This is a genomic window from Serratia symbiotica (Periphyllus acericola) (genome assembly GCF_964019515.1).
GTDB classification, from domain to species: domain Bacteria; phylum Pseudomonadota; class Gammaproteobacteria; order Enterobacterales; family Enterobacteriaceae; genus Serratia; species Serratia symbiotica_D.
The window spans coordinates 841,610-867,490 of record NZ_OZ026452.1 but is presented as its reverse complement, the minus strand read 5'-3'; the positions used below and the strand labels follow the sequence as shown (position 1 = coordinate 867,490).

Annotated in this window: 12 protein-coding genes and 10 pseudogenes; 18 read left to right on the top strand and 4 right to left on the bottom strand. The window is 53.3% G+C overall.

The window, feature by feature from the left end:
• The first annotated feature begins 196 nt into the window (after positions 1-196).
• Positions 197-706 (top strand): tRNA adenosine(34) deaminase TadA, encoded by a 510-nt coding sequence (gene tadA / locus AACL06_RS04840; protein WP_339038143.1) that lies wholly within the window; start codon positions 197-199, stop codon positions 704-706.
• Here the strand turns inward: tadA and mltF are convergent, their stop codons facing one another.
• Positions 707-2,161 carry a membrane-bound lytic murein transglycosylase MltF gene (gene mltF, locus AACL06_RS04835; RefSeq protein WP_339038141.1) on the bottom strand — a complete coding sequence of 485 codons (1,455 nt, stop codon included), beginning with the start codon at positions 2,159-2,161 and terminating at the stop codon, positions 707-709.
• 278 nt (positions 2,162-2,439) lie between these two features.
• On the opposite strand from mltF, the gene purL reads away from it, so the two are divergent.
• The 8 genes and pseudogenes from purL (at position 2,440) to glnB (ending at position 13,194) form a co-directional block, all read left to right on the top strand.
• Positions 2,440-6,339 carry a phosphoribosylformylglycinamidine synthase gene (gene purL, locus AACL06_RS04830; protein ID WP_339038296.1) on the top strand — a complete coding sequence of 1,300 codons (3,900 nt, stop codon included), beginning with the start codon at positions 2,440-2,442 and terminating at the stop codon, positions 6,337-6,339.
• Between the two features lie 801 nt (positions 6,340-7,140).
• Positions 7,141-7,743 (top strand): annotated as a pseudogene (nadE, locus tag AACL06_RS04825) (NAD(+) synthase); the annotation flags it as partial.
• Positions 7,738-8,969: pseudogene (locus AACL06_RS04820) on the top strand (sensor histidine kinase). The pseudogenes nadE and AACL06_RS04820, both read left to right, overlap by 6 nt.
• 86 nt (positions 8,970-9,055) lie before the next feature.
• Positions 9,056-9,238 carry a hypothetical protein gene (locus tag AACL06_RS04815; RefSeq protein ID WP_339038139.1) on the top strand — a complete coding sequence of 61 codons (183 nt, stop codon included), beginning with the start codon at positions 9,056-9,058 and terminating at the stop codon, positions 9,236-9,238.
• Positions 9,213-9,600: pseudogene (locus tag AACL06_RS04810) on the top strand (hypothetical protein). Before AACL06_RS04815 ends, AACL06_RS04810 begins: the two are co-directional and overlap by 26 nt.
• Positions 9,601-9,810: 210 nt before the next feature.
• Positions 9,811-11,080: pseudogene (locus AACL06_RS04805) on the top strand (sigma 54-interacting transcriptional regulator).
• A 131-nt stretch (positions 11,081-11,211) separates the two neighbouring features.
• The gene (locus AACL06_RS04800) at positions 11,212-12,834 is read left to right on the top strand and encodes an NAD+ synthase (RefSeq protein WP_339038137.1); all 1,623 of its coding nucleotides are present in this window, start codon (positions 11,212-11,214) and stop codon (positions 12,832-12,834) included.
• Between the two features lie 21 nt (positions 12,835-12,855).
• A complete protein-coding gene (gene glnB, locus AACL06_RS04795; protein WP_339038135.1) occupies positions 12,856-13,194 on the top strand; it encodes a nitrogen regulatory protein P-II in 339 nt (112 codons plus the stop codon).
• A gap of 378 nt (positions 13,195-13,572) precedes the next feature.
• Here glnB and hmpA read toward each other — a convergent pair.
• A pseudogene (gene hmpA / locus AACL06_RS04790) lies at positions 13,573-14,737 on the bottom strand (NO-inducible flavohemoprotein).
• A gap of 369 nt (positions 14,738-15,106) precedes the next feature.
• Here hmpA and glyA point away from each other — a divergent pair.
• The 5 genes and pseudogenes from glyA to AACL06_RS04765 all read left to right on the top strand — a co-directional run bounded on the left by glyA (position 15,107) and on the right by AACL06_RS04765 (position 20,686).
• Positions 15,107-16,396, top strand: coding sequence for a serine hydroxymethyltransferase (gene glyA / locus AACL06_RS04785; protein WP_339038133.1), 1,290 nt, complete (start codon positions 15,107-15,109; stop codon positions 16,394-16,396).
• Positions 16,397-16,638: 242 nt separating this feature from the next.
• Positions 16,639-17,073, top strand: a pseudogene (locus AACL06_RS04780) (DUF1007 family protein); the annotation flags it as partial.
• 270 nt (positions 17,074-17,343) lie between these two features.
• The gene (gene ybjG, locus AACL06_RS04775; protein ID WP_339038131.1) at positions 17,344-17,949 is read left to right on the top strand and encodes an undecaprenyl-diphosphate phosphatase; all 606 of its coding nucleotides are present in this window, start codon (positions 17,344-17,346) and stop codon (positions 17,947-17,949) included.
• 537 nt (positions 17,950-18,486) lie between these two features.
• Complete coding sequence (locus AACL06_RS04770; RefSeq protein WP_339038129.1) at positions 18,487-19,785, top strand: HAAAP family serine/threonine permease; 1,299 nt, start codon at positions 18,487-18,489, stop codon at positions 19,783-19,785.
• A gap of 253 nt (positions 19,786-20,038) precedes the next feature.
• A pseudogene (locus AACL06_RS04765) lies at positions 20,039-20,686 on the top strand (HAD family hydrolase).
• Positions 20,687-20,794: 108 nt separating this feature from the next.
• On the opposite strand, the gene AACL06_RS04760 reads toward AACL06_RS04765, so the two are convergent.
• Positions 20,795-21,622: an SDR family oxidoreductase gene (locus AACL06_RS04760; RefSeq protein WP_339038127.1), complete on the bottom strand. Its 828-nt coding sequence runs from the start codon at positions 21,620-21,622 to the stop codon at positions 20,795-20,797.
• Between the two features lie 193 nt (positions 21,623-21,815).
• On the opposite strand from AACL06_RS04760, the gene AACL06_RS04755 reads away from it, so the two are divergent.
• From AACL06_RS04755 to fabY, 4 genes and pseudogenes are all read left to right on the top strand, one after another.
• Complete coding sequence (locus AACL06_RS04755) at positions 21,816-21,977, top strand: hypothetical protein (RefSeq protein WP_339038125.1); 162 nt, start codon at positions 21,816-21,818, stop codon at positions 21,975-21,977.
• Positions 21,910-22,806: pseudogene (locus AACL06_RS04750) on the top strand (IS5 family transposase). Before AACL06_RS04755 ends, AACL06_RS04750 begins: the two are co-directional and overlap by 68 nt.
• A gap of 268 nt (positions 22,807-23,074) precedes the next feature.
• Positions 23,075-23,512 carry a D-aminoacyl-tRNA deacylase gene (dtd, locus tag AACL06_RS04745; protein ID WP_339038122.1) on the top strand — a complete coding sequence of 146 codons (438 nt, stop codon included), beginning with the start codon at positions 23,075-23,077 and terminating at the stop codon, positions 23,510-23,512.
• A 23-nt stretch (positions 23,513-23,535) separates the two neighbouring features.
• A pseudogene (fabY, locus tag AACL06_RS04740) lies at positions 23,536-24,464 on the top strand (fatty acid biosynthesis protein FabY).
• Here the strand turns inward: fabY and AACL06_RS04735 are convergent.
• Positions 24,445-25,842, bottom strand: a pseudogene (locus tag AACL06_RS04735) (AsmA family protein). The pseudogenes fabY and AACL06_RS04735 overlap by 20 nt on opposite strands.
• Between the last annotated feature and the right edge of the window lie 39 nt (positions 25,843-25,881).

Genomic DNA, 25,881 nt, shown 5'->3' with positions numbered 1-25,881 from the left:
ATAAGCGGTGCATCAGCGAGAGACGCGTTAAAGTGGCCCAGCCCTTCGGTGCGCGTCCCAAAAGCCCATACTCCTCTATGCCCGGCATCTTCCGCCTTAATACGGGCTTTTGGGTCTGCAACTCAGTCACGACCCATTACGGGACATAGTCTAGTGTGTATAATGCCCGCCGCAAAAGCGCACGAGGAACTCTATAATGACTAAATATAGCGATCAATACTGGATGTGTCAGGCATTGCGGCTGGCTCTGCGCGCGCAGGAAGAAGGCGAAGTGCCGGTAGGAGCGTTGCTGGTGTTGGATAATAAGGTGATTGGCGAAGATTGGAACCGGCCAATCGGCCGTCACGATCCCACCGCCCATGCGGAAATTATGGCGCTGCGTCAAGGTGGGGAGGTGTTGCAGAACTACCGTTTACTGAACGCCACGCTGTACGTCACGCTGGAGCCCTGTATGATGTGCGCCGGCGCGATGGTGCACAGTCGTATTCGCCGGCTGGTGTATGGTGCAGCCGATGAGAAAACCGGCGCGGCTGGTTCGTTGATGGATATTTTGCGCCATCCGGGCATGAATCATCAGGTGGAGATCGTCTCAGGCGTGCTGGCGGACGAGTGTGCCGCGATGCTGAGCCACTTTTTCCGCTTGCGCCGTGAGCAGAAAAAGGCGCTAAAGCAAGTGCAACGCGTGGGCAACAAACCGGATCAGTAGTCAATCACCAATTTCCGGCGCAATGGCCGGATAGGCTCTTCCCATTGCTTCCTGGTTGGCGGCTTCTTGCGCTGCCTTCTTTTCTTTTTCTTGCAGATAACCAATCAGGCTAACCTGATAGCGGCGGATGTTTTCTACATAGTTATAAGCCTCTCGCCCACGCGCGTAACCGTAGGTCAGTTGCGAATGGTAACGCTTCTGACTGAGCATTGGCAGGCGCTGTTTGACATCGAGCCAACTGTCTGGATTGCCCTGTTGCATTTTGGTCAGTTTGCAGGCGTCCAGCATGTGGCCCCAGCCCATGTTGTAGGCCGCCAATGAGAACCAGATACGTTCGTCTACCGGCACGCTGTCCGGCACCTTGGCCATCAGCCGCTGCAGGTAGAGCGCACCGCCCTGAATGCTCTCCTGCGGATCGAGGCGATCGTTGACCCCAAGGCTATCGGCGGTGGTGCGGGTTAGCATCATCAGGCCGCGTACCCCGGTGGGCGAGGTGGCCTGCGGGTCCCAGTGCGACTCCTGATAGGCAATGGCCGCCAGTAGCTTCCAGTCGATCTCCTTGGCATATTTTTCAAATAGTGAACGAAATTTGGGTAGGATCACATCAATAGCGGATAAAAAGGTTTTGGTGTCAACGTAGTCAAAACTGCCGACGTGGCCGAGATATTTTTCTTCCAGCCTGGCCAGGGTGCTATCGTCCACAATCTGGTTGAAGAAGTCCAACATCGCCGCATATAGGCTATCTTCGTTACCGCGCTTTAGATACCAGGCGATCGGCTGTTCATCAGTGACATCAAACGCCACCACCAGTTGCGGATGGACGCGCTGCAATAGGGCAATGGTCACTGAATCGCCGAGGGTATAGTCCAGCTTGCCATCGGCTACCTGTTCCAGCAGTTCCTTTGACGTGAGGTCGCTCGCAGTTTGCCATTTGAGATCTGGGAATTTATCCCGCTTAAGCTGTTTCAGCGTGCTGATGTGCACGGAACCGGAGGCCACCGCAAGTTTGCCTTTGATATCCGATAAGCTTTTTGGCCGTGGGCTACCCAAACGGTACACTAACTGCTGGGAAACGGAATAGTAGGTTGGGCCAATGCGCGCACTGGCAAGGCGCTCTGGATTATAGTTCAGGCTGGCTGCCAGCAGATCGGCGTTATCTTCATCGAGGTCATTAAACATATCGTTGATATTTTGCTGCGAGATCACCACAAGCTTGACCCCAAGGTAGTTAGCGAATGCTTTCGCCAGCTCATAGTCAAGCCCCCCCGCGCCCTGTTTGGTGGTGAAATAGGTGAGCGGTGAGTTTAACGTGCTGATTCGCAACTCAGCGCGGGATTTTATCGCGGCGAGTTGCCCCCTTTGGCCACTGTGCCAAGTGATGTTGGGCCACAGGGAGAGCGCTAAAAGTAAGGTAACAGCACCGATAAGAATATAGTTTATTTTAATGTGTTTCAAATAGTTATCCAGTAGTGGTACAAGGACACTGATGATGACAATCCCACCTTTTCTTATGGTTAAATCACCAGTGCCGAGGCATTTTGCGCAACAAAACGCTAATGTGCAACTTTATTGACATGCTATGACTATCCGATGGAGCAAATAGCTTTTATCAATCATCGCTACGCAAACGGTTTCTTCGCAGGCGCGGATTCTCTATAATGACGCGCGTTTTTCCCTATATTTGCGCCCAATGAAGTGCTGAAGTCAGTGTCTTCAAAGACGAGAGAATTTTGATTATGGAAATACTGCGTGGTTCGCCCGCCTTGTCGGCTTTGCGCATTACCAAACTGCTATCCCGCTGCCAGGATGCTCAACTCCCGGTTAATGATATCTACGCTGAATACGTCCACTTCGCTGATGTGAGCGCACCGCTAAGTGCCGAAGAACACGCCAAGCTTCAGTGTCTGCTTAAGTATGGTCCTTCTCTCGCTCTTGCCGAACATGCCCCTGAAGGGTACCTGCTGTTGGTGACACCGCGTCCGGGCACCCTTTCACCCTGGTCCTCCAAAGCAAGCGACATCGCCCACAACTGCGGTTTGCAGCAGATATCCCGGTTGGAGCGCGGCTTGGCATTCTACGTCAAGGCACCCACTCTGACGGGGGTCCAGTGGCAGCAGTTCGCCGCCTTGCTGCATGATCGCATGATGGAAACCGTTTTTAGCGAACTGCAACAGGCTGAACAGTTATTCGCACACCATCAACCGGCGCATTATCAGGTGATAGACGTAGTGGGCGAAGGGCGCAGCGCGCTGGAACATGCTAATGTCGGGCTGGGTCTGGCGCTGGCACAGGATGAAATCGACTATCTGCTGAATGCCTTTACCGCTCTGGGGCGCAACCCAACGGATATCGAACTGTACATGTTCGCGCAGGCCAATTCTGAGCACTGCCGCCACAAGATTTTCAACGCTGACTGGATCATTGATGGTGAACCGCAGTCGAAGTCGCTGTTTAACATGATCAAGAACACCTTCGAGCAGACGCCGGACTACGTGCTGTCGGCTTATAAAGACAACGCCGCAGTGATGGAAGGCTCTCAGGTTGGCCATTTCTTTGCTACGCCGGAAAACGGTCAGTACGATTACCATCAGGAACAGGCGCATATCCTGATGAAGGTGGAGACTCACAACCACCCGACGGCGATCTCCCCATGGCCGGGTGCCGCTACCGGCTCCGGCGGAGAGATCCGCGATGAGGGTGCCACTGGCCGTGGTGCCAAGCCGAAAGCCGGTCTGGTGGGTTTCTCGGTATCTAACCTGCGCATTCCCGGTTTCGAACAACCATGGGAGCAGGATTTTGGCAAGCCGGAACGCATCGTCACAGCACTGGACATCATGACCGAAGGCCCCTTGGGTGGTGCGGCGTTCAACAACGAATTCGGTCGTCCGGCACTGGTCGGTTACTTCCGCACCTATGAAGAGCAGGTCAACAGCCACAACGGTGTCGAGCTGCGCGGCTATCACAAGCCTATTATGTTGGCGGGTGGCATCGGCAACATCCGTGCTGGCCATGTGCAGAAAGGAGAAATCACCGTCGGGGCCAAGTTGGTCGTGCTGGGGGGGGCGGCGATGAATATTGGCTTGGGCGGCGGTGCCGCTTCCTCTATGGATTCCGGCCAGTCTGATGCCGATCTAGACTTTGCCTCGGTGCAGCGTGATAACCCAGAAATGGAGCGCCGCTGTCAGGAGGTTATCGACCGCTGCTGGCAAATGGGCGAGCAAAACCCGATCCTATTTATTCACGATGTTGGCGCGGGCGGCCTGTCCAACGCGATGCCAGAACTGGTGAGCTATGGTGGACGTGGCGGGCGTTTCGAACTGCGCGACATCCTCAACGACGAAACGGGCATGAGCCCGCTGGAAGTATGGTGTAATGAATCGCAGGAGCGTTACGTGCTGGCGATTGCGCCAGCACAGATGGCACAGTTTGCTGCCATTTGCCGCCGCGAGCGTGCGCCTTATGCGGTGATCGGTGAAGCCACTGAAGAGCAGCATCTGACGTTAAACGATCGTCACTTCGACAACCAGCCAATCGATATGCCGTTGAACGTGCTACTGGGCAAAACGCCGAAAATGACGCGCGATGTCACCAGTCAACAGGCCAACGGCCAGGCACTGCAACGTGAGAACATCACCCTGGCCGACGCGGTAAAACGCGTGCTGCATTTGCCGACGGTGGCGGAAAAAACTTTCCTGATCACCATTGGCGATCGCACCGTGACTGGTATGGTAGCACGCGATCAGATGATCGGCCCATGGCAGATCCCGGTGGCCGACTGTGCGGTCACCACTGCCAGCTTGGACAGCTATTACGGCGAAGTGATGTCGATTGGCGAACGTGCGCCGGTTGCTCTGCTGGACTTCGCCGCTTCCGGCCGCATAGCGTTAGGGGAAGCCTTGACCAACTTAGCCGCCACCGAAATCGGTGCGCTAAAGCGTGTGAAGCTTTCCGCTAACTGGATGGCCGCTGCTGGCCACCCAGGCGAAGATGCTGGCCTGTATGCGGCTGTGAAGGCAGTGGGCGAAGAACTCTGCCCGGCGCTGGGCATCACTATCCCGGTTGGTAAAGACTCGATGTCGATGAAAACCCGCTGGCAGGAAGGCAACGAACAACACGAAATGACCTCTCCGCTGTCGCTGGTGATCACCGCTTTCGCCCGTGTGGAAGATGTGCGTCACACCGTGACGCCACAGTTACGCACCGACAAAGGCGACACCACGTTGCTGCTGATCGATCTGGGTAACGGCCATAACGCGCTGGGCGCAACCGCATTGGCGCAGGTCTACCGTCAACTGGGTGACAAGCCCGCCGATGTGCGTAACGTGGCGCAATTAGCGGGCTTTTTCAACGCCATGCAGCAACTGGTGGCCGATCGCGCCCTGCTAGCTTACCACGACCGTTCAGACGGTGGCCTGCTGGTCACGCTGGTGGAGATGGCGTTTGCTGGCCACTGTGGCGTTACCATCACTATCGACGGCCTGGGTGACGATGCTCTGGCAGTGCTGTTCAATGAAGAGCTAGGCGCGGTGATCCAGGTGACTGCCGCCCATCCTGAGGCGGTGAAGCAGGTGTTCGCCCAGCATGGCCTTAGCGACAACATACATCACATCGGTAGTGTGCAGACGGGCGATCGCTTAGTGATTAGCCAGAATGGCAAGGCGCTGTACAGTGAGAGCCGCAATAGGTTGCGCACTTGGTGGGCGGAGACCACTTGGCAGATGCAGCGCCTGCGTGATAACACGGCGTGTGCCGATCAGGAACACCATGCCAAGCAGGATGAGCAAGATCCTGGCCTAAACGTGAAGCTTACCTTCCCACCACAGGAAGACATCGCCGCGCCATACATCGCGACGGGCGCTCGTCCGAAAGTGGCGGTGCTGCGTGAGCAGGGGGTGAACTCCCACGTTGAGATGGCGGCGGCATTCCATCGCGCTAGTTTTGATGCGCTGGATGTACACATGAGCGATCTATTGGAAGGGCAGCGTAATTTGCAGGACTTCCACACGCTGGTGGCCTGCGGTGGCTTCTCTTACGGTGATGTGTTGGGGGCTGGGGAAGGCTGGGCGAAATCGATCCTGTTCAATTATCGGGTACGCGATGAGTTCGAGTCATTCTTCCATCGTCCGCACACCTTGGCATTGGGGGTGTGCAACGGCTGCCAGATGATGTCTAACTTGTGTGAATTGATCCCCGGTGCTGAACACTGGCCGCGCTTTGTGCGTAATTTGTCAGATCGTTTTGAAGCCCGTTTCAGCCTGGTGGAAGTGGCAGACAGTCCATCGCTGTTCATGCAGGGCATGGCAGGTTCACGCATGCCGATCGCCGTTTCCCACGGCGAAGGTCGTGTCGAAGTACGCGATACGGCGCACCTGTCCGCGCTGGAAAGCGATGGTTTGGTGGCACTGCGCTTCGTCAATAATGTCGGCCAAGTAACGGAAGATTATCCAGCAAACCCGAATGGTTCGTCAAACGGTATTGCCGCCGTCACCAGTGCCAGCGGACGGGCGACGGTGATGATGCCGCATCCAGAGCGCGTCTTCCGCACCGTCAGCAACTCCTGGCACCCGGAAGAGTGGGGTGAAGATAGCCCGTGGATGCGCATGTTCCGCAACGCCCGTAAACAGTTGGGTTAAGCGGCTAGATATCGCAGTGGTATCAGAGGGCGCAAGCGATTGCGCCCCTTTTACTGTGTGCATTCTGCGACAAAGACTGTTTTTTTGTCTCTAAAAGGAGAAATTTAACTATTTGATTTTAAATTATTTTGTGATGTTTGTTTAGGATGTCTAGATCTGACGACAAGCTGGCCATTTTTTCCAATGCCATGCAGTTCAGCCTGATTAATCCATTAAATAATTAAATGTTTTAAAATCAATATATTGATTTATTTTTTTAAAGTTGGCACGCTACATGCATTATCATTCCTGTTGCTCATTCACGTTTTTATGATGGTTGCTTATTTAAACCCTCATAAGCCTCCAAATGATGCCAAAGAAAGAAAGGGTGCCTATCGTCCAACCAAACCGATAACAGCTCACGCAAGTGACTTTATCAAGCATTGGGCGACACGTGGAGTGAGGCATCGCCTATCTCTAACGGGGTGATGACAGCCTTAGGCGACTTCACCCAAGAACGAGGTCACTTGGCATCCACGTTCTTGCATGCTTTGCCCCAGCTTCAATTCCCAAACTCTGGGCCCACCTTGTATTTATTCATGTCTATGCCCTTGACCCAGTCTCAAGGCCCGCATACCGCCTGACGGCTCGCGAACGCCGCGCTTCTCCTTTTGGCGACAGCATCAAGCTGCTGGCAGCTTACGGGTATGCGTGATTATCCGTCGTTGGGCTTTTTTCTTATCGGCGAGTCAGTTAGCATCGGAACAGGTTTGATAAGATGAGAAGATCCCGTTGAAAAAATGGCGTTTATTTCCTCGCGCAATGCGCCATATGCTGATGGTTGGTCACTGCCAGCGCACTCATCTTCCACTGGTCTACCTGAACCAGATCGGCGGGCAGGATGAACTGATTTTTGACGGCTGCTCCAAGGTATTTGACGCCGTTGGCAACATGACCCACCGCTTGGCCGCTTTTACAGAGCAGGTGGCTCAGCTTGAATTCAACCAGTTAGATGTGGTGCCGATGAGCGCACTGGCTACCCAGTTGCCTCAATTGGCTCAGGTGTATGCAGCACTGGTGCTGGCGGTACGCGATTATGTGACCAAAAACGGTTTCAATGGCGTGGTACTGGGGCTGTCAGGCGGTATTGACTCAGCACTGACGCTGGTGATCGCCGTCGATGCGTTGGGCAAAGATAGCGTGCAGGCGCTGATGATGCCGTTCCGCTACACGGCAGATATCAGCATCGCCGATGCCAAAGAGGAAGCCGAAATTCTTGGCGTGGAATTTGACATTGTCTCCATCGAACCGATGTTCGATGCCTTTATCGGGCAGTTATCGCCGATGTTTGCTGGTACCGAACGCGAAACCACCGAAGAAAATCTCCAGGCGCGCTGTCGTGGTGTGATATTGGTGCTGATGGCATTTTTGCTGGTGCTGTTGCCACTGTGGCTATTGGCTTATTAGGCATACCAGAGTTTGTATCAGCTTAGTGCGCAGGCGGCAGACATCAACCACACTACCTTAGCGGATGCGCGCCGCAGCGAGGCGATGGTCAGTGTGGCGCTGGAGATGGAGCACAGTTATCGCCAATATTATGTGCTGGTCGATCCTACCTTGGCGCGACTGTACCAAAATCAGCGCAAGCAATAGTCCCAGATGTTGAATGCCCACGCCCCTATTCTGCTAAATGAACGTTATTATCAGAGGTTGCGCGATCTGCTTACCCAGCTAGCGGCGATCACATGCCAGAACGGTTTGCAGGCGCTACTATTGTTTCTGGTCAGCGTGCTGCTGGTGGTGCTATTTACTCGCATGATTATTGGCCCAGTGAAAGCCGTGGAACGGATGATTAACCACTTTGGGGCGGGGCGCGCACGCCCGGTAGCAGCGCAGTGTTCAAATGGCCGCGCGAGCTGCGTTCGTTGGCGCAGCGCATTATCTGGTTGAGCGAACGCCAGGCATGGCTGGAGTCGCAGCGCCATGAGTTTTTACGTCATATTTCGCACGAACTTAAGACGCCGCTGGCGAGTATGCGTGAAGGCACCTAATTGCTGGCTGATGAGGTGGCGGGGCCGCTCACTGGTGATCAAAAAGACGTTGTGGCTATTCTTGATCACAGTAGCCGACACCTGAAAAAACTGATTGAGCAACTGTTGGATTACAACCGCAAGCTGGCCGATGGCCCGTCTGAACATCAGAACGTTCAGTTACGCGAGATTATTGAAATGGTGGTCGCCGCGTACAGCTTGCCAGAACGGGCAAAAATGATCGGCACTGAGATCGCACTGGAAGCGGAGATTTGTTGGGCAGAGCCTAGGCTATTAATGCGTGTGCTGGATAATCTCTACTCCAATGCGGTGTACTACGGCGAGGGATCCGGTAATATTTGGTTCCGTAGCCGTCAGGTTGTGCAACCGGTGCAGATTGATATCGCCAATACCGGCATAGCGATCCTGGAAGCCGAACGAAACATGATTTTTAAGCCTTTTTTCAGGGTAGCCACCAACGAAAAGGGGCGGTTAAAGGAAGTGGTCTGGGGCTGAGCATCGCTAAAGAATGTATTCGCCGTATGCACGGTGACTTTGGTTGCCGATGCAGACGTCTGCTTCCGCATCGAATTGCTATTAATAACTGCCGAGAATGAGTAATATACACAGGGTATAAATGTCTTCGTCTACCACAGACCGAACCTTCGCTGCATGCCATGCGGAGAGCGCTACTCGGCAAGCGCCCCATGTCTTTTTTAAGCGCCGCTTTTGTTATGCCGCTGCTCCTGACAGGCTGCGTGCAAAATGCTACCAGCAATGACCTGAGCCAGCAGCAACAAGAAGCGATCCCTCGCATCAAAGTGGTGGATTACCGCCTGGCGGCTTTGCGATACCCTGTGGCAGTTGAACGAAGAAGAGGCGCTGGATAACTCGCTGTACTGGCTGCGGGCTATAGGAACCAACTCAGGCGCGAGCGCTAGCGAAAAACCTGCCGGACGACAGCGGGTTCGGCATTTTTAAGCAAAGAATTCTGTTGGGCAGCGCCGAGCCGACCACGAGTGAACGCCGCAAGATGATCGATCGCTTGAACAGCGCCCAGTTGGCGTTACGAAACTCGCTACAACCCTTGCTGCAACTGTGGCGTCAGCAGCAGGTGTTGCAAATTACCCTGCTTGACGAAAAGGCGCATTATCAGCGTTTGCAAGAAAGCGCCGATAGTCGGATCGACACGCTGCATCAGGCATTGGCTCGCCTGCAAGCTGAGCTGCAAGACACGTCACGCAAGCTGTGATATCGAACGCAAGCTTTCGACGTGCAAACAGCTACAGGGAGAAATCCCAGAGAGCAGCACCGTACAACTAAAGGCCGATGCCACAGTTAACAACAGCGCTCCCGTGAGGGGCGCTGATCCAAAAAGCTCGCCGGAAAATAGCTTCGCACTGCCAGTGGCACCAGAAGATACCGCCGTCCCGCCCCCTGCCAACAACGGATCTCACGCGCAATGACAGCATGCAAATCGGCCAATCTGCTATTGGTTGACGACGATCCCAGCCTGTTCAAACTGCTGGGCATGCGCTAGATCAGCGAAGGTTTTCACGTCACCACAGCGGAAAGCTGCCAAGAAGCGTTGCGGTTGCTATCGCGTGAACAGATTGATTTGGTGATAAGCGATCCACGGATGGACGAGATGGACGGCATGGCTCTGTTTGCTGAGATCCAGAAACATCAGCCGGGCATGCCGGTGATCATTCTTATCGCCCACGGTTCGATCCCGGATGCGGTGGCTGCTACCCAACCTGGGGGATTCAGCTTCCTGACCAAACCGGTGGATCTGGATGCGTTGTACCAGGCCATCGATGAAGCGCTGTCTCAGTCGGCACCGGTTAGCGATTACAGTTGGTGTGAAGACATCGTCACTCGCAGACCGCTGATTCTGCGCCTGCTGGATCAGGCGAAAATGGTGGCGCTGTCCAACGTCAGCGTATTGATCAACGGCCAGAGTGGCACTGGCAAAGAAGTGCTAGCCCAGGCTATCGACGGTGCTAGCTCACGCGCCAAGAAAGCCTTTATCGCTATTAACTGCGCTGCCTTGCCGGAACAACTGTTGGAGTCGGAATTATTTGGTCATTTCAAGGGGGCTTTTACCGGTGCAGTCAGCAACCGAGAAGGACTATTCCAGGCGGCGACAGGTGACACGCTGTTCCTTGATGAAATCGGTGATATGCCGTTATCGTTACAGGTCAAGTTACTGCGCGTACTAAAAGAACGCAAAGTAGGCCCACTGCGCCGCAACCGCGATCTGGACATCGACGTGCGTATTATCTCCGCCACCCATCGCAATCTGCCGAAGGCGAAAAATGAATTCCGTGAAGACCTTTACTACAGTCTGAACGTAGTCAACATAAAGATCCCGGCACTGAATGAACGCACCGAAGATAGCCCACTGTTGGCTAACCATTTGCTACGCATGTCCTCCCTTCGCCACAAACCGTTGGTGCGTAGTTTCTCTTCTGGTGCCATGAAACGGCTGATCACAGCCAGTTGGCCGGGCAATGTGCGCCAATTGGTGAACGTCATTTAGCGTTGCGTAGCGTTGACCTCGGCACCTCGTCGAGGCGCGCAATCAGTTTGAATTGCACTATCTGCGCAAGCTGCTACAAATCACAAAAAGTAACGTGACCCAAGCCGCGCGCATAGCAGGCCGTAATCGCACGGAGTTCTATAAATTGCTGTCGCGTCATGACCTGGACGCTAACGATTTTAAAGAATGATGTTTTCTTGCGAGCGCCTTCCCATGCAGGCATCTCAACAAACCGGGCGGAATGATCTACACTCCGTCCTCTTTTTCGTGGCAACATCCACCATAGAACCCTATGTAACATATTAAGCGGGATGGTAAACAATGAGCAGATCACTTTCCATCGCATTGGCCCAGCTTAACCTGCTGGTCGGCGATATTGAAGGCAACACCGAACGTATGTTGCAAATCGCGCAAGAGCAGCAGGAGGCGGGCGCTGATCTGATCATGTTCACCGAACTGGCGCTGTGTGGTTATCCACCGGAAGATCTGCTATATCGCAACGATTTCTATCAGCGCTGTGCCGCGCAGTTGCAGCGTTTGCAGCAGGCTGCGAGTGATGTAGCGATCCTGGTCGGCCACCCGTGGCGTGAAGGCGACAAGCTATACAATGCGTTGTCGCTATTTGCCGAGGGGCGTTTGCTGAACCGTTACTTCAAGCAACAATTGCCGAACTATGGCGTATTCGACGAGAAGCGCTATTTCCATGCCGGTAGCGAAACATGCGTGGTGGAGCTGAAGGGCTACCGTCTGGGCTTGCTAATCTGCGAAGATCTGTGGTTCCCGGAGCCGATTGACGCTGCCAAGGCTGCCGGTGCTGAAATGATCCTATCGATCAACGCCTCACCGTACCATTACGAGAAGCCTTACATCCGCCATATGCTGATGGTTGGTCACTGCCAGCGCACTCATCTTCCACTGGTCTACCTGAACCAGATCGGCGGGCAGGATGAACTGATTTTTGACGGCTGCTCCAAGGTATTTGACGCCGTTGGCAACATGACCCACCGCTTGGCCGCTTTTACAGAGCAGGTGGCTCAGCTTGAATTCAACCAGTTAGATGTGGTGCCGATGAGCGCACTGGCTACCCAGTTGCCTCAATTGGCTCAGGTGTATGCAGCACTGGTGCTGGCGGTACGCGATTATGTGACCAAAAACGGTTTCAATGGCGTGGTACTGGGGCTGTCAGGCGGTATTGACTCAGCACTGACGCTGGCGATCGCCGTCGATGCGTTGGGCAAAGATAGCGTGCAGGCGCTGATGATGCCGTTCCGCTACACGGCAGATATCAGCATCGCCGATGCCAAAGAGGAAGCCGAAATTCTTGGCGTGGAATTTGACATTGTCTCCATCGAACCGATGTTCGATGCCTTTATCGGGCAGTTATCGCCGATGTTTACTGGTACCGAACGCGAAACCACCGAAGAAAATCTCCAGGCGCGCTGTCGTGGTGTGATACTGATGGCACTATCCAATAAGCGCCGCATCATCGTGCTGACCACCGGTAACAAAAGTGAGATGGCAGTGGGCTACGCCACGCTGTATGGCGATATGGCTGGTGGCTTTGATGTGCTGAAAGACGTGCCGAAAACGCTGGTGTTCAAGCTGTCAGAATACCGTAACGGCGTTTCTTACGTGATCCCGCAACGGGTAATTGAGCGTCCGCCTTCCGCCGAGTTGGCACCGGATCAACGCGATCAGGACAGCCTGCCGCCTTACGATATTATGGACGCGATCCTTGAGGGCTATGTCGAGGGCGACAAATCGGTCGCCGATCTGGTGGCAGAAGGGTTCGATGAGGCTATCGTGCGTAAAGTGATCCGCCTGGTGGACATCAATGAGTACAAGCGGCGTCAGGCTGCTGTTGGGCCGCGTATCACTGCCCGTAACTTCGGCAAAGACCGCCGCTATCCCATCACATCGGGTTTTGGCCACAAAAATTGGTAATGAAAGGGAGGAAAAAGGAAGATGAAAAAGATCGATGCGATTATCAAACCGTTCAAATTGGATGATGTCCGAGAAGCTTTAGCTGAAGTCGGCATTACCGGCATGACAGTGACTGAAGCGAAAGGGTTTGGCCGTCAAAAAGGTCACACCGAGCTGTACCGAGGTGCTGAATACATGGTCGATTTCTTGCCTAAAGTGAAAATTGAGATCGTAGTGGCTGACGATATCGTCGATACCTGCGTGGAAACCATCATGCAGACCGCTCAAACCGGCAAGATTGGTGATGGCAAGATCTTTGTCTTCGATGTGGCCTGTGTAGTGCGTATTAGAACCGGCGAACAAGACGAAGAAGCGATCTAATGCGATTGTCTATCTAGCGCGGCCAGCGAGAACGTGGGTAGTTCTCGGCCTCCTGGTGTATTACCTCGCACGTCAAGATGAGCGCAGAAGAGATGTACGCGTTGTACGGCCAAAATACTTCAACCCCATTCCGACTGCGACGGTGATGACAAGACAACCTGCTGACCACGCTGTAGGTGGAGGGCTGAATGCCGACGACGCGGGCTACGGCTGGGCATTGAACGACCAGTAGGCCACTGATCTGATGGCTATTTACGGGGAATGGGGGCAACCAGGTTGCGTCGATAATCGAGCCGTTGGCGCAGGAGATGCGCAGGCTGCAACAGAAATAATGACAGGGCGCGGTTGGCAAACCGCGCCCTGATTGATTACAGCACTTTAATACGGGCCAAAGCATTCATAGTGGATACGTTCGGCCTCCACACCCATCGCCAGCAACTGTTTAGCCAGGTGCTGCATGAACGGTACCGGGCCGCAGAAATAGTAGTGCATTTGCGGGTTGCTCAGCGCGCCACTCAGGGCATTGAGATCCATCAATCCCTGGCGGTGATAGTCGCGTCCTTCCACATCGTCTGCGCCCGGTTGGCGATACCAGATGTGGCATGCGCCCGGCGATATCTACCACTTCGCTGGCAAAGGCGTGAACGGCACCGTTTTCTGCCGCGTGTAGCCAGTGGATTTCCGCCTGATGCTGACTGTCGTGCAAGGCATGCAACATGCTGAGCCTCGGCGTCTGGCCAACGCCGGCGGAGATCAGCGCGATCGGCGTTTCCGCTTAGGCTTAAAGAAAAAAGTCGCCGTGTGGCGGGGTAATATAAATCACATCGCCTTCCTATGCCTGCTGATGCAGATAGTTGGATACCTTACCCTGATCTTCACGCTTGCACGCGATGCGATAAAAATTGCCGTTTGGCGCGGTGGTCAGCGAGTACTAGCGGATTTCTTGGTACTCCAGGCTGTCGTGCTTGATGTAGACTGCCGGATACTTGCCTGGTTTGAAGTCAACCACCTGGCCGCCATCGACCAGTGCTAGCTGAAGTCTGCAAATTACATTGCTCTGTGGCTGTTTTTTGACGATGCAAAAGGTGTGCAGATTGCGCCAACCCCCGTTGTCGGTCTAGCTTTGCTGATAAATTTGCGCTTCATGCTGGATAAAGACCTTGGCCAGCACGCCATATACTTTGCCCCAGGCGTCCAGCACTTCCTGACTTGGGCTGAACATCTCGTCTAGCGTGGCCAGCAGGTGGCTGCCGACAATATCATACTGATCGGGCTGAATGTTGTAGCTGGTATGTTTTTGTGCGATGCGCTCCACTGCTGGCAGCAGCAGCGCCAAGTTTTCGATATTGTTGGCATAGGCGAAGACGGTGTCGAACAGCGCTTGGCGCTGATCGCCGTTACGTTGGTTGTTCATATTTGAAATATCTTTCAATTCAGGGTGATGCGCGAACATGCGATCATAGAAATGGGCGGTCAACTTTGGCACGGTGGCAGACAGCAAAGGAATAGTGGATTTGACGGTGGCGATGGTTTGGCTGTCCAGAACGGAAGCGCTCCTTAAAGGCGATTTTTAATAATGTATTTTAAATGCATATAATTATATTTGGCTGCACAGTTATTAGATTTGGCTGCGCAGGTAAATTACCCTGTTTTTATTACGGTTTTTTCCAGCCAACGATCAGGCGCACAGAATATGAAAAAACCGCATCCTGAACATGAGGAAAAGTTCGTTGCTGGTAGGGGAGATTTATCGGATCCAAATCTTGTGGAATCCTATGCCAATCGTTTGCGTAAAAACCTCTGTCAAGCCCTATCCTCGCTAGAGGGAAACAGTTTACACTGTGGTTCAGTACCCACATGGGGTGTTATTGGGTGATTTTTTAGTTAGCAGATTAAAGTTAGGATATTCCGGATGTTAAAACGTGAAATGAACATTGCCAATTACGATGCACAACTGTGGCGTGCAATGGAGCAAGAAGTAGTGCGTCAGGAAGAACACATCGAGCTGATTGCGTCTGAGAACTACACTAGCCCGCGCGTCATGCAGGCTCAGGGTTCACAACTGACCAATAAATACGCTGAAGGCTATCCAGGCAATCGTTACTACGGCGGCTGCGAATATGTGGATATTGTTGAGCAATTGGCTATTGACCGCGCAAAAGAACTGTTCAGCGCAGATTACGCCAACGTACAACCGCACTCCGGCTCCCAGGCTAACTTCGCTGTTTACACTGCGTTGTTGCAGCCAGGCGACATTATTCTGGGTATGCGCCTGGAGCACGGCGGCCACCTGACCCACGGCTCTCCGGTCAACCTATCCGGCAAACTGTACAACGTGGTGCCTTACGGCATCGACGAAAAAGGCCAGATCGATTATGACTATCTGGCTAAGCAAGCACAGGCCCACAAGCCAAAAATGATCATCGGCGGCTTCTCTGCTTTCTCCGGCATCATCGATTGGGCAAAAATGCGTGAAATCGCTGACAGCATTGGCGCTTACCTGTTTGTTGACATGGCACACGTTGCTGGTCTGATCGCCGCAGGCGTCTACCCGAACCCCGTGCCGCATGCACACATCGTTACCACTACCACCCACAAAACCCTGGCAGGCCCACGTGGTGGCCTGATCCTGGCGAAGGGGGGCGATGAAGCATTGTATAAGAAATTGAACTCAGCAGTATTCCCTGGCGGCCAGGGCGGCCCACTGATGCATGTGATCGCCGGCAAAGCGGTGGCGCTGAAAGAAGCAATGGAGCCAGCGTTCAAAATTTACCAGCAGCAAGTAGCCGACAACGCCAAGGCGATGGTGGAAGTGTTCCTGCAACTCGGCTATAAAGTGGTTTCCGGCGGTACCCACAACCACTTGTTCTTGCTGGATTTAGTTGACAAAAATTTGACTGGTAAAGAAGCTGACGCCGCTCTGGGGCGCGCAAATATCACCGTCAACAAAAATAGTGTGCCAAACGATCCGAAAAGCCCGTTTGTGACTTCTGGCGTGCGTATCGGCACCCCGGCGGTGACGCGCCGTGGCTTCAAAGAGGCTGAAGTGCGTGAACTGACCGGTTGGATCTGTGATGTACTAGACAACATCAACGACGACGCCACCATCGAACGCACCAAGAAGAAAGTGTTGGATATCTGCGCCCGCTTGCCGGTTTACGCGCATAGTTCCAAACTCACAGTGAAACTGCCTCGGCGCTGAGTTAATCAGTGTTAACAGACCAGCACCCTATTGGGACAGGTTTTGGCGAGGCAGTTAATTGTGGCATCCCGTGCTGCTCGCTTTACAAGTAAGCGCGCTCTATGCAAATCCTGTTTTACCGTTTCATTTCTGGGGAGCCATTCTCTCCCCTTTGAGCATACAGGAAGATGTCCAGTCCGCAGTGTTTTCATCGATATTCGAGATGAGCGCCGCTTTGATAACAGGGTGAAAATCCTTTGACGATGAAGTTACATGGTGCTCTGGTTGGGGTATACCTATTGTTCAGTGCCAACGCTGCTGCTCACCCGCACAGCTTTATTGATATGAACACTACCTTTGTGGCTAAGGATCAACGGCTGGTCGGGTTGAAAATGGTGTGGGTAATGGATGAAATCACCTCAGCGGATTTGCTGTATGATGCAAAGAACGCCAAAAGTGATTCAGTCGTTCGGAAAAAGCTGGCTGCGCAAGTCATGGCCAACGTACTAGGCCAACATTATTTCACCGATATTTATCGCAATGGTAAACCGGTGAAATACCTCAATTTGCCGACTGAATACCACCTATCGCGAAGGGGCAATCAGGCGGTGCTGGAATTTGTGCTGCCACTAGCAGAACCACAACCGCTGGTGGGTAAACCCTTGGAGATCTCCACCTACGATCCTAGCTACTTTTTATTCAACAACGCCCCTGGGCAGTGCTCACCCTCCTAATATGCTCCCTGTACCCGCCGGTTGTTGCATGCTGTCCCTATGCAAACTGACTGCAACAATATGCGTCTACTGGGATAAGCTTTAAATAAAGTATTAACAACATGCCCAAATAAAAGTACCTGACTTTACTCCTTGGTTGTATCCTTTTAGAATTGAAAGGTTTTATCCTACGGGTTATCAGCAGGTGGGTAGTTTTGGCCTGGTCAATTGGCAATTAATAGGACGGTAAAGGTTTTGGATCGGTTGAATTATCTTCTTTTCGCCTGGATCAATGCTAGCCCAGCGTCTTCCAAATGGCTTCTCGACGTCGCCACCTTTCTGGCGCGCGATACGATCGCCCTAGTGCCACCGTTGCTCGTCGGCTTATGGCTATGGGGGCCGCAAAGCCAACTGATATCACAACGTGAAGTGGTAGCCAAAACGACAATTGCGCTGTTATTTGCCATGCTTGCCGCCGCTGCTATCGGCAAGCTGTTGCCGCACGAAAGGCCGTTCGTCGCTGGCATCGGCTATCTCTTCCTAGCACACGCGCCAGACAGTTCCTTTCCCAGCAATCATGGTACCGCCATCTTTACCTTTGCGCTGGCACTCCTATTCTGGTATCGGATCTGGCTCGGCGGGCTGCTGATGATCGTCGCGATGGGCATCGCCTGGTCACGCATCTATCTCGGCGTACACTGGCCATTAGACATGGTCGGTGGTTTTCTGTTAGGTCTGGTCGGCTGTCTGCTTGCCCAATGGGTATGGAACCTGTTTGGCGGCATTATCGCTGCCAAACTGACGCGTTTGTACCGTTTCCTGTTTATCTTCGCCATCCGCAAAGGTTGGGTGAAAGCATAGCTGTACAACGTAGCAGGGGGGTTACCGTCCGCTGTTTATCACACCCAACCCGTAGTGAATTGAATTAGGCGTGGCTACTCCTTTCGCCCTGTCGCCAAATCATCCGCTATGATGAAATCTCCTATAAAAACATCTAAAAGCAATGAGATGCATGGAGCCTTAACTAAAATTGAATGTGACTCGCATCACTAAACCCAATTAATTCGGGTTTTTAGCTAGATCATAAATCACTCTTAAAATATATTGCTTGGCTGATTTGGCGAGCAACGTTTTACCAGGTTACTGACTGACCACATCGGATCGACCTACCGTTGCCTAGAGGTGCTTTCAGCACAACATATTATATTGCACAAACCCACAGCACAGGCATGAAAAACTGATAAAAAGGTAGATAAATGCCCATATCGCGCATTTGAAATGCAGCATTACCATTTTTTATACTGTAAATCAATATCTTACCGTAGAACATTATCTGATATTGCGTATCGCCTTAGGCGCTCTTACCCTTAAATTAACGTGTTCACTTCGGAGATATTTATGGACACTACACAGACCGGCCCCCTTGGCTCTGCGGCTTATCGCTCCACCCGTGCCTGGCGTAAAACGGACACCATGTGGATGTTGGGCCTGTATGGCACCGCCATCGGTGCCGGCGTACTGTTCTTGCCAATCAACGCAGGTATCGGCGGTTTGATTCCCCTGCTGATCATGGCAGTCATCGCCTTCCCAATGACCTTCTTTGCCCACCGTGGCCTTTGCCGTTTCGTTTTGTCCGGTAAAAACCCCGGTGAAGACATTACTCAAGTGGTGGAAGAGCATTTCGGCATCAGCGCAGGCAAATTAATTACCCTGCTGTACTTCTTCGCTATCTATCCGATCCTGCTGGTTTACAGTGTAGCAATCACCAACACTGTCGATAGTTTCATCGTCCACCAGTTGGGTGTGCCCGCACCACCACGCGCCATCCTGTCGCTGATGTTGATCGTCGCTCTGATGACCATCGTGCGCTTCGGTGAACAAACCATTGTGAAAACCATGAGCATCCTGGTATTCCCATTTGTTGCCGTGCTAATGCTGCTGGCTCTGTACCTGATCCCTCACTGGAGCGGTGCTATCTTCGAGAACGTTTCGCTTTCTGTCTCAATCAATACTATTGGCAATGGCCTGATCATGACGCTGTGGCTGGTGATCCCGGTCATGGTGTTCTCTTTCAACCACTCACCGATCATCTCTGCCTTTGCAGTCGCCAAGCGTGAAGAATACGGTACAAACGCCGAGAAAAAATGTTCAAGCATCCTGGCTTATGCACATATTATGATGGTGCTGACCGTGATGTTATTCGTATTTAGCTGTGTGCTGAGCTTGTCGCCGGAAAACCTGGCGGAAGCCAAAGCACAGAACATTTCGATTCTGTCTTATCTGGCCAACCACTTTAACAACCCGATGATCGAGTACATTGCACCGATTATCGCCTTCGTCGCCATCACCAAATCCTTCCTCGGCCACTACCTGGGAGCACGTGAAGGCTTCAACGGCCTGATAAACAAATCGATAAAAAGCCACAACAAAACCATCAGCACCACCAAGCTTAACCGCATTACCGGCATCTTCATGTTGGTGACCACCTGGCTGATCGCTACCCTGAACCCCAGCATCCTGGGTATGATCGAAACTCTCGGTGGCCCGATCATCGCCATGCTGCTGTTCCTGATGCCGATGTACGCTATCCATAAAGTGCCCGCCATGCGCAAGTACCGCGGCCACATCAGCAATCTGTTTGTGGTTATGATGGGGTTAATCGCCATCTCCGCTATCTTGTTCAGCCTGATCGGCTAATCACCTTTGTTAAAAAATTGCTGCGGCTATCACTAGAGATTGAGGATGCAGATGATCTAATCGCCGATTTGCAGCAAGTGCTAGTGGCGTCAATCAGCCGCTCAGTGAGTGGTGTGACGCACTCGGTAATGCATACCTTCAACCTTATAGCGCCTGCTTAATTTGATCCTTTCACCGGTGCTGGGGGTTAGTAACGTGTGATATACGCTAGTCTTTATGTGGCCCCCTTCACTGACATGACGGAGAAATACTGATGAATTTAGCCTTATTCGATCTGGATGAAACCCTAATTGATACTGACAGCGCCAGCCTGTAGATCCGCTGGCTGGTTGCTCAGGGGGTCGCACCGGCAGAGCTGGAATTACAGGAACAGCAACTGATGCGGCTCTATTATCAGGGCAAGCTATCAATGGAAGATTACATGAGCGCTACGCTGGCACCGCTGATCGGCCTGAACACCCAGATGGTGGCCGGTTGTGTGCAACGCTATATCTGCAGCGATATCCTGCAGCGCGTTCACCCCGCCGCCAGCCAACGCTTACAATGGCACCGCGAGCGTGGTGATTACATCTTGGTGATTTCTGCTAACGGCGAACATTTGGTGGCACCGATCGCCGAACAGCTTGGCACAAAGGGTGCGCTGGCGATCGGCGTTGAGGTGGTCGATAACTGGTTTACTGGCAATATCTACGGCACTCTGACCTATCAGCAGGGCAAGGTTATCCGCCTACAGCAATGGCTGGCGCAGCAGCCAACGCTGAAGTTCGAACAAAGCTACGGCTATAGCGATTGAATTAACGACCAGCCGACGCTGCAATACGTCGATAGCGCTACGGTGATCAACCCCGACAAGGAACTGGGTGCGTTGGCGGCAGAGCACGGTCGGCAGGTGTGCCGCTAGCAACGCTGAGCAGACAAGAAACGTTAGGTTGTATCCGGCAATTGCCTGTGAGCCAGTATTGGACGATGACGGGACACCGCCTAAGCTACTACCCCATTAGGATCTAAGTCATTCACTGACCGGCATACGCGCGGGATCGGGGTGCTGGTACTCAAACCCCAGTTCGTCGCAAATACGGCTACCATCTACTAGCCGTGCGCCGTGCTCCGCTTCGTCGGCAAACTGCGGCGGTTCCAGATGTAGCTGTTGAGCCATCGCTGGGTAGAAATCCTGCCGGGCGGGGTGGTTCGGTGCGCACATATTATACACATGTCCCCCCTTCAGTAGTTTCAGCAGCCGTTGAATTGCCGCGATCACATCATCTTGATGCACCAGGTTAACCCCCTGCGATCCCCCCTTGACATCAATTTTGCCCGCCAGGAAACGGCCAGGATGACGATCAACTCCCACCAATCCCGCTAACCGCAGAATGTCCACCGAGGTGTGAGGCAGTACATGCAGCCAGCGTTCCAGTTCGGCCAATACCCGCCCCGATGGCGTGCTCGGTCGTAGCCGCGAATCCTCGCGCAGTATGCCGACGGTTTCGCCATACACTGAGGTAGAACTAATGAAAATCACTCGCGGCACACCGCTGGCCAGAGCGCTGTCCACCAGCATACGCACCGCGTTGCAGTAGTTCTCGCTGCCTGCAATGCTGCGCCGGGCGGGCAACGTCACCACCAGGGCATCAACGCGCAGCAGCGAGTCCAAATCGCCCGGCTCGCAGAGCAGTTCCGGTGTCAGCACCAACTGATAACATTCAATGCCACTTATGCGCGCCGCCCCGACGCCGTCCGGCGTGGTTTTGCTGCCTACCACCTCATACCCACGACTCATCAGCGACAAGGCCAGCGGCATGCCTAACCAACCCAAACCTATAATGGCTACCTTTTTCATCGTCTTCCTTATTTTGTGATCGCCGCATATTGAGGCTACGCCACGCGGTATGGCGATACAATTCACGCTCCGCCTAAGAACCTATCCCATTAGGCTATTTATTTGCCATTTTTGACCTGGGCAGTGCTCACTATCCTCTCATACTCCCTATACGCGCGGGTTGTTGCGCGCTGTCCTGGTTCAAATAGGGGCGTTGTTGAATAAATCGAACATTTGGCCGGGACGAGGATCAGATCACTCTCCTTCTTTCAAAATAGCGACATTCCGTGGCCCAGCAAAAGTTCAACATCACCAACTGGAAGGCTTACAACAACGCCCTTATCATTCGGGGTTCACTCACTTTCTCCGTGGATGAAACGGCACTTCACGCCTGGTACTGCGAGGCAAAACCTTCTCTGCGTGGTCGCCCACCACATTATTCCGATATGGCAATCACCAGCGTATTGATGCTGAAACGGATTTTCGGCCTGACACTTCGCGCCATCCAGGGCTTTGTCGACTCCATTGTCACACTGATCAAAGTGCCGTTGAACTGCCCGGACGACACCTGCATCAGTAAGCGGGCGAAGTCCGGCCATGTCCCGTTTAAAACACCAACGCCAGGTGAAATTGCGCACCTCGTTATCGACTCTAGCGGGCTCAACGTGTTGGGTGAAGGGGAGTGGATGGCAAAAAAACATGGTCAGGAAAAACGGCGGATCTGGCGAAAACTGCATTTGGCCGTAGATACAGAAACACATGAGGTCATCTGTGCTGACCTTTCCTTGAGCAATGTCACCGATATAGAAGCCTTCCCAGGTCTCATCCGTCAGAGGTACCGTAAAATCAAAGTCGCCTAGGCGGATCGGGCTTAGGATACGCGAGTGTGTGATGATGAGTTAAGGGGCAAGAAGCTCAAGGCGTTAATACCGCCCAGCAGCGGAGCCCGTTATTGGTCGGCAGACTATGCAGAGCGAAATCAAGCAGTGGCGAACCAGCGCCTTACCCGAGACAACACACGGTGGAAAAGTATCACAGGCTACCACCGACGTTCGATAGCGGCAACAGCGAGGTACAGAGTAAAATAGCTATTTGGTCACCTGTCTCTGCGAGATTATGATGGGCAAGCAGAGGCGCTGGCCATGATCTGTGCATTAAACAAGATGCCGCTCGCCGGTATGCCAGAAAGTGTACGCCTTGCCTGAAAGCTGCCCATTCACGGGACTCTTTATTCCAGATCCGATTTATTCAACAAAGCCGTCATTTTATGAAAGCCGCCTCACCATTCCCAGGCAATAAACCTGGCTTAACGAAAGTGGAGCGGTATTAGGCGCAGGTATTTGGTCATGGTGGTGTTAGTGTTGTTTGCTGGTGTATCGTGTTACTCGGCGCGGAAATCACCGACTCCTGCGGGGAATATCGTGAACCGCAAAGGCGGAACAACAGCAGCGGCAACAAGAAGGGCAGGGATATATGATCGCGTTAATTCAGCGGGTGTTAAGCGCCAGCGTGGTGGTTAAGGGGGAGACGGTCGGCAAGATAGGTTCCGGGTTGCTCGTGTTGCTGGGTGTGGAGCAAGGCGATAACGAACAAAAAGCAGACCGCCTGTGCGAACAGGTGTTAGGTTATCGCATTTTCGTCGATCAGAACGACAAGATGAACCTCAACGTGCAGCAGGCGGGGGGGAGCGTGCTGGTGGTGTCGCAGTTTACTCTGGTGGCGGATACCCAGAAAGCCATGAGGCCCAGTTTCTCGCGCGGTGCGGTGCCGCTGGAAGCCGCAAGCTTGTATCTGCATTTTGTTGGTCAGTGCCGCGAGCGCGGTATAGAGACTCAGACCGGCGAGTTTGCCGCCGACATGCAAGTGGCGTTGGTGAACGATGGGCCAGTGACATTCTGGCTACAGGTATAAGCATTCAGAGAGAAAAAGCGTCTATGTATCAGCTACGAGTTCCAGTGTCAGAACAAGAACTGAAGGAATATTACCAATTTTGCTGGGAAATGCTGCGCAAACCGCTACACCAGCCGGTGGGGTCAGAAAAAGATGCCTATGACGCCATGGCACATCACCGAATGGTGGTGGACGAGGTCTGGAAAATTTTCGCTATTTGACGGTTGTCTATCAATGCCGATAACAAAGTGGCGATCCGCTTCCTGGCGGTAAACCCAACAGTGCAAAATAAAGGCCTAGGTACACTGGTGGCGATGACCTTCAAGTCGGTTGCACGTCAGGAAGGCGTAAAGCGGGTGGTGTGTAGTGCCCGCGAGGACGGAGTGGACTTTTTCGCCAAGCTGGGCTTTGTCAAGCAGGGTGATATCACCACTTTGCAAGCTACCCCGATCCGCCACTTTTGATCAAACCGGTGGCGACGCTGGACGATAAACTGCACCGCCCCGAATGGTGCGGCCAGTTGCAGCAGGCTTGGTATGATTACATTCAGTTGAGTTAAAAGATGGGTGTGCGCATCAACCAGTACACCGGCCAGCGCTTTGTTACCACCATGCCGGAGATTGGCAACCAGAACCAACACCATATGCTGTTCGCTGGCAGCTTGTTCTCGTTGGCTACCTTGACCGCCTGGGGGCTTATCTGGCTGCTGCTGCGCGAATGCCATCTGGGCGGTACCATTATTCTGGCGGATGCGCATATCCGCTACAGCAAACCAATCACTGGACGACCACGGGCGGTGGCGGATCTTGGCTGGTTGAGTGGCGATCTGGCTCGCCTTGCGCGCGGCCTCCGCGCTCGCGTGCAGGCCGAAGTGCATTTGTTCGGTGACGATAACAAAGGCGCGCTATTTGAAGGTACTTACCTAGTGTCACCGGCGGAGAATCGTTTCTGCGCTACGGCAACGGCTGATTGACCGTTTGGCCGTCGCTGGCGGTGACCATCAGTGTACCTTGCAGTGAGCTTTTGAATGGCTGCTCGCTGTTCAATAACCCTTTCAGCCGCAGTTGCAGGTTGCCGTCACCGGTCAGCGGCACCGGCTGCCATCCCCACTGTTGCAAAATATTCATCGGCACCGCGCGGCCGTTCAGCGATAACTGAAACGGCTTGCCCGGCCGCTTATCTACCGTGGCCTCGGCCCCCAACAATCCTTGCGGCACCATGATGGCACTAAGCTCGGTGACGTTGATCTGCCCAATGTCGGTGTTCAACGCTAGCGAAGGGTGACGCACGTCGACTTTGTTGAAGGTGGCCTCGCTACCGTTCAGGTTCAGCGCGCTACCCCAGCCCCACTGATGATTGCGTGCCAACAGTAAGTGACTGCCGTAGCCATCCAGCGCAGTGATCTGGAATGGGAAATAAGGATTGATATCGATGATCAGGTTGCGGTTGGTGGTCAGCTTGTTGACATAAACCTCCGCCAGCCATGCTGTCAACGGTTGCAGCCACAATTCGCGCCAGTTGATGGGTAAGGTGAGCAGGGCCCCTTCCCAGCGGGTGATGAATTGTTGGATAGCGATGCCAGCAGATGACAGCCGCAGAGTTATGATGGGATCGATCAGGTGGAAATCGCCGTTGATCATATAGCTGGCATTAAAGTTCAGCGAACCATCCTGGCTGCGCCAGTCGCCCTATCCAACGCTGATATTTTGCAGAGAAAGGTCGACGTTATTGAACGCCCATTCCTTACCTTCCAAGCGTGCATCGATCAGGTCAATGTGTTAGAGGGTGAATGCTGGCAACGTACTGAAGCGTTGCATCAACTGTTCCAGTATCAGCGGCGTTTGCATACGCACACGGCTCAACCGCAGACGTTCTACCTGCCAACTGCCGTTGGCGGCGCGGCTTGCGGCTCCGGTCAGGTTGCCCTGTGCCAGATCAGCACCGACGTTGTTTAGCTGGAGCTGGTTGTGCTTCAGTTCACTCTGTATTAACACCTGCGAGGCCGGGATGCCGTTTAGCGTCACCGAGCCAGCGCTAAATTGAAATTGGTTGTTCTCCCCAAATGAATGGTTGGCCTTAGGTTGCCAGGGCGTGATGCCGGCATTGACCTTTTGTGCTTTGAGCTGCCAGTACTCATCGCTAGATTGCAGCGCCATGTTTCTCAGTTGTAGCACATCAGCTTGCAGCGGTAGCGCTGTCGCCTGTGATTGGATGTTAAGGGTGCCATCGTGTAGCGTGACGTGGTGAAAATAGCGCGGTTCGGTGATCTGGCGCAGGCTGATGCCAAGATCGATCCGTTTGGCGCCCAACGCTTGGTTGCTCTCCGTCAGTTGGACGTCCTCCAGCCTAATTTGGTCCGTTTGCTACCACGAGTACGAAATTTTCCCTAC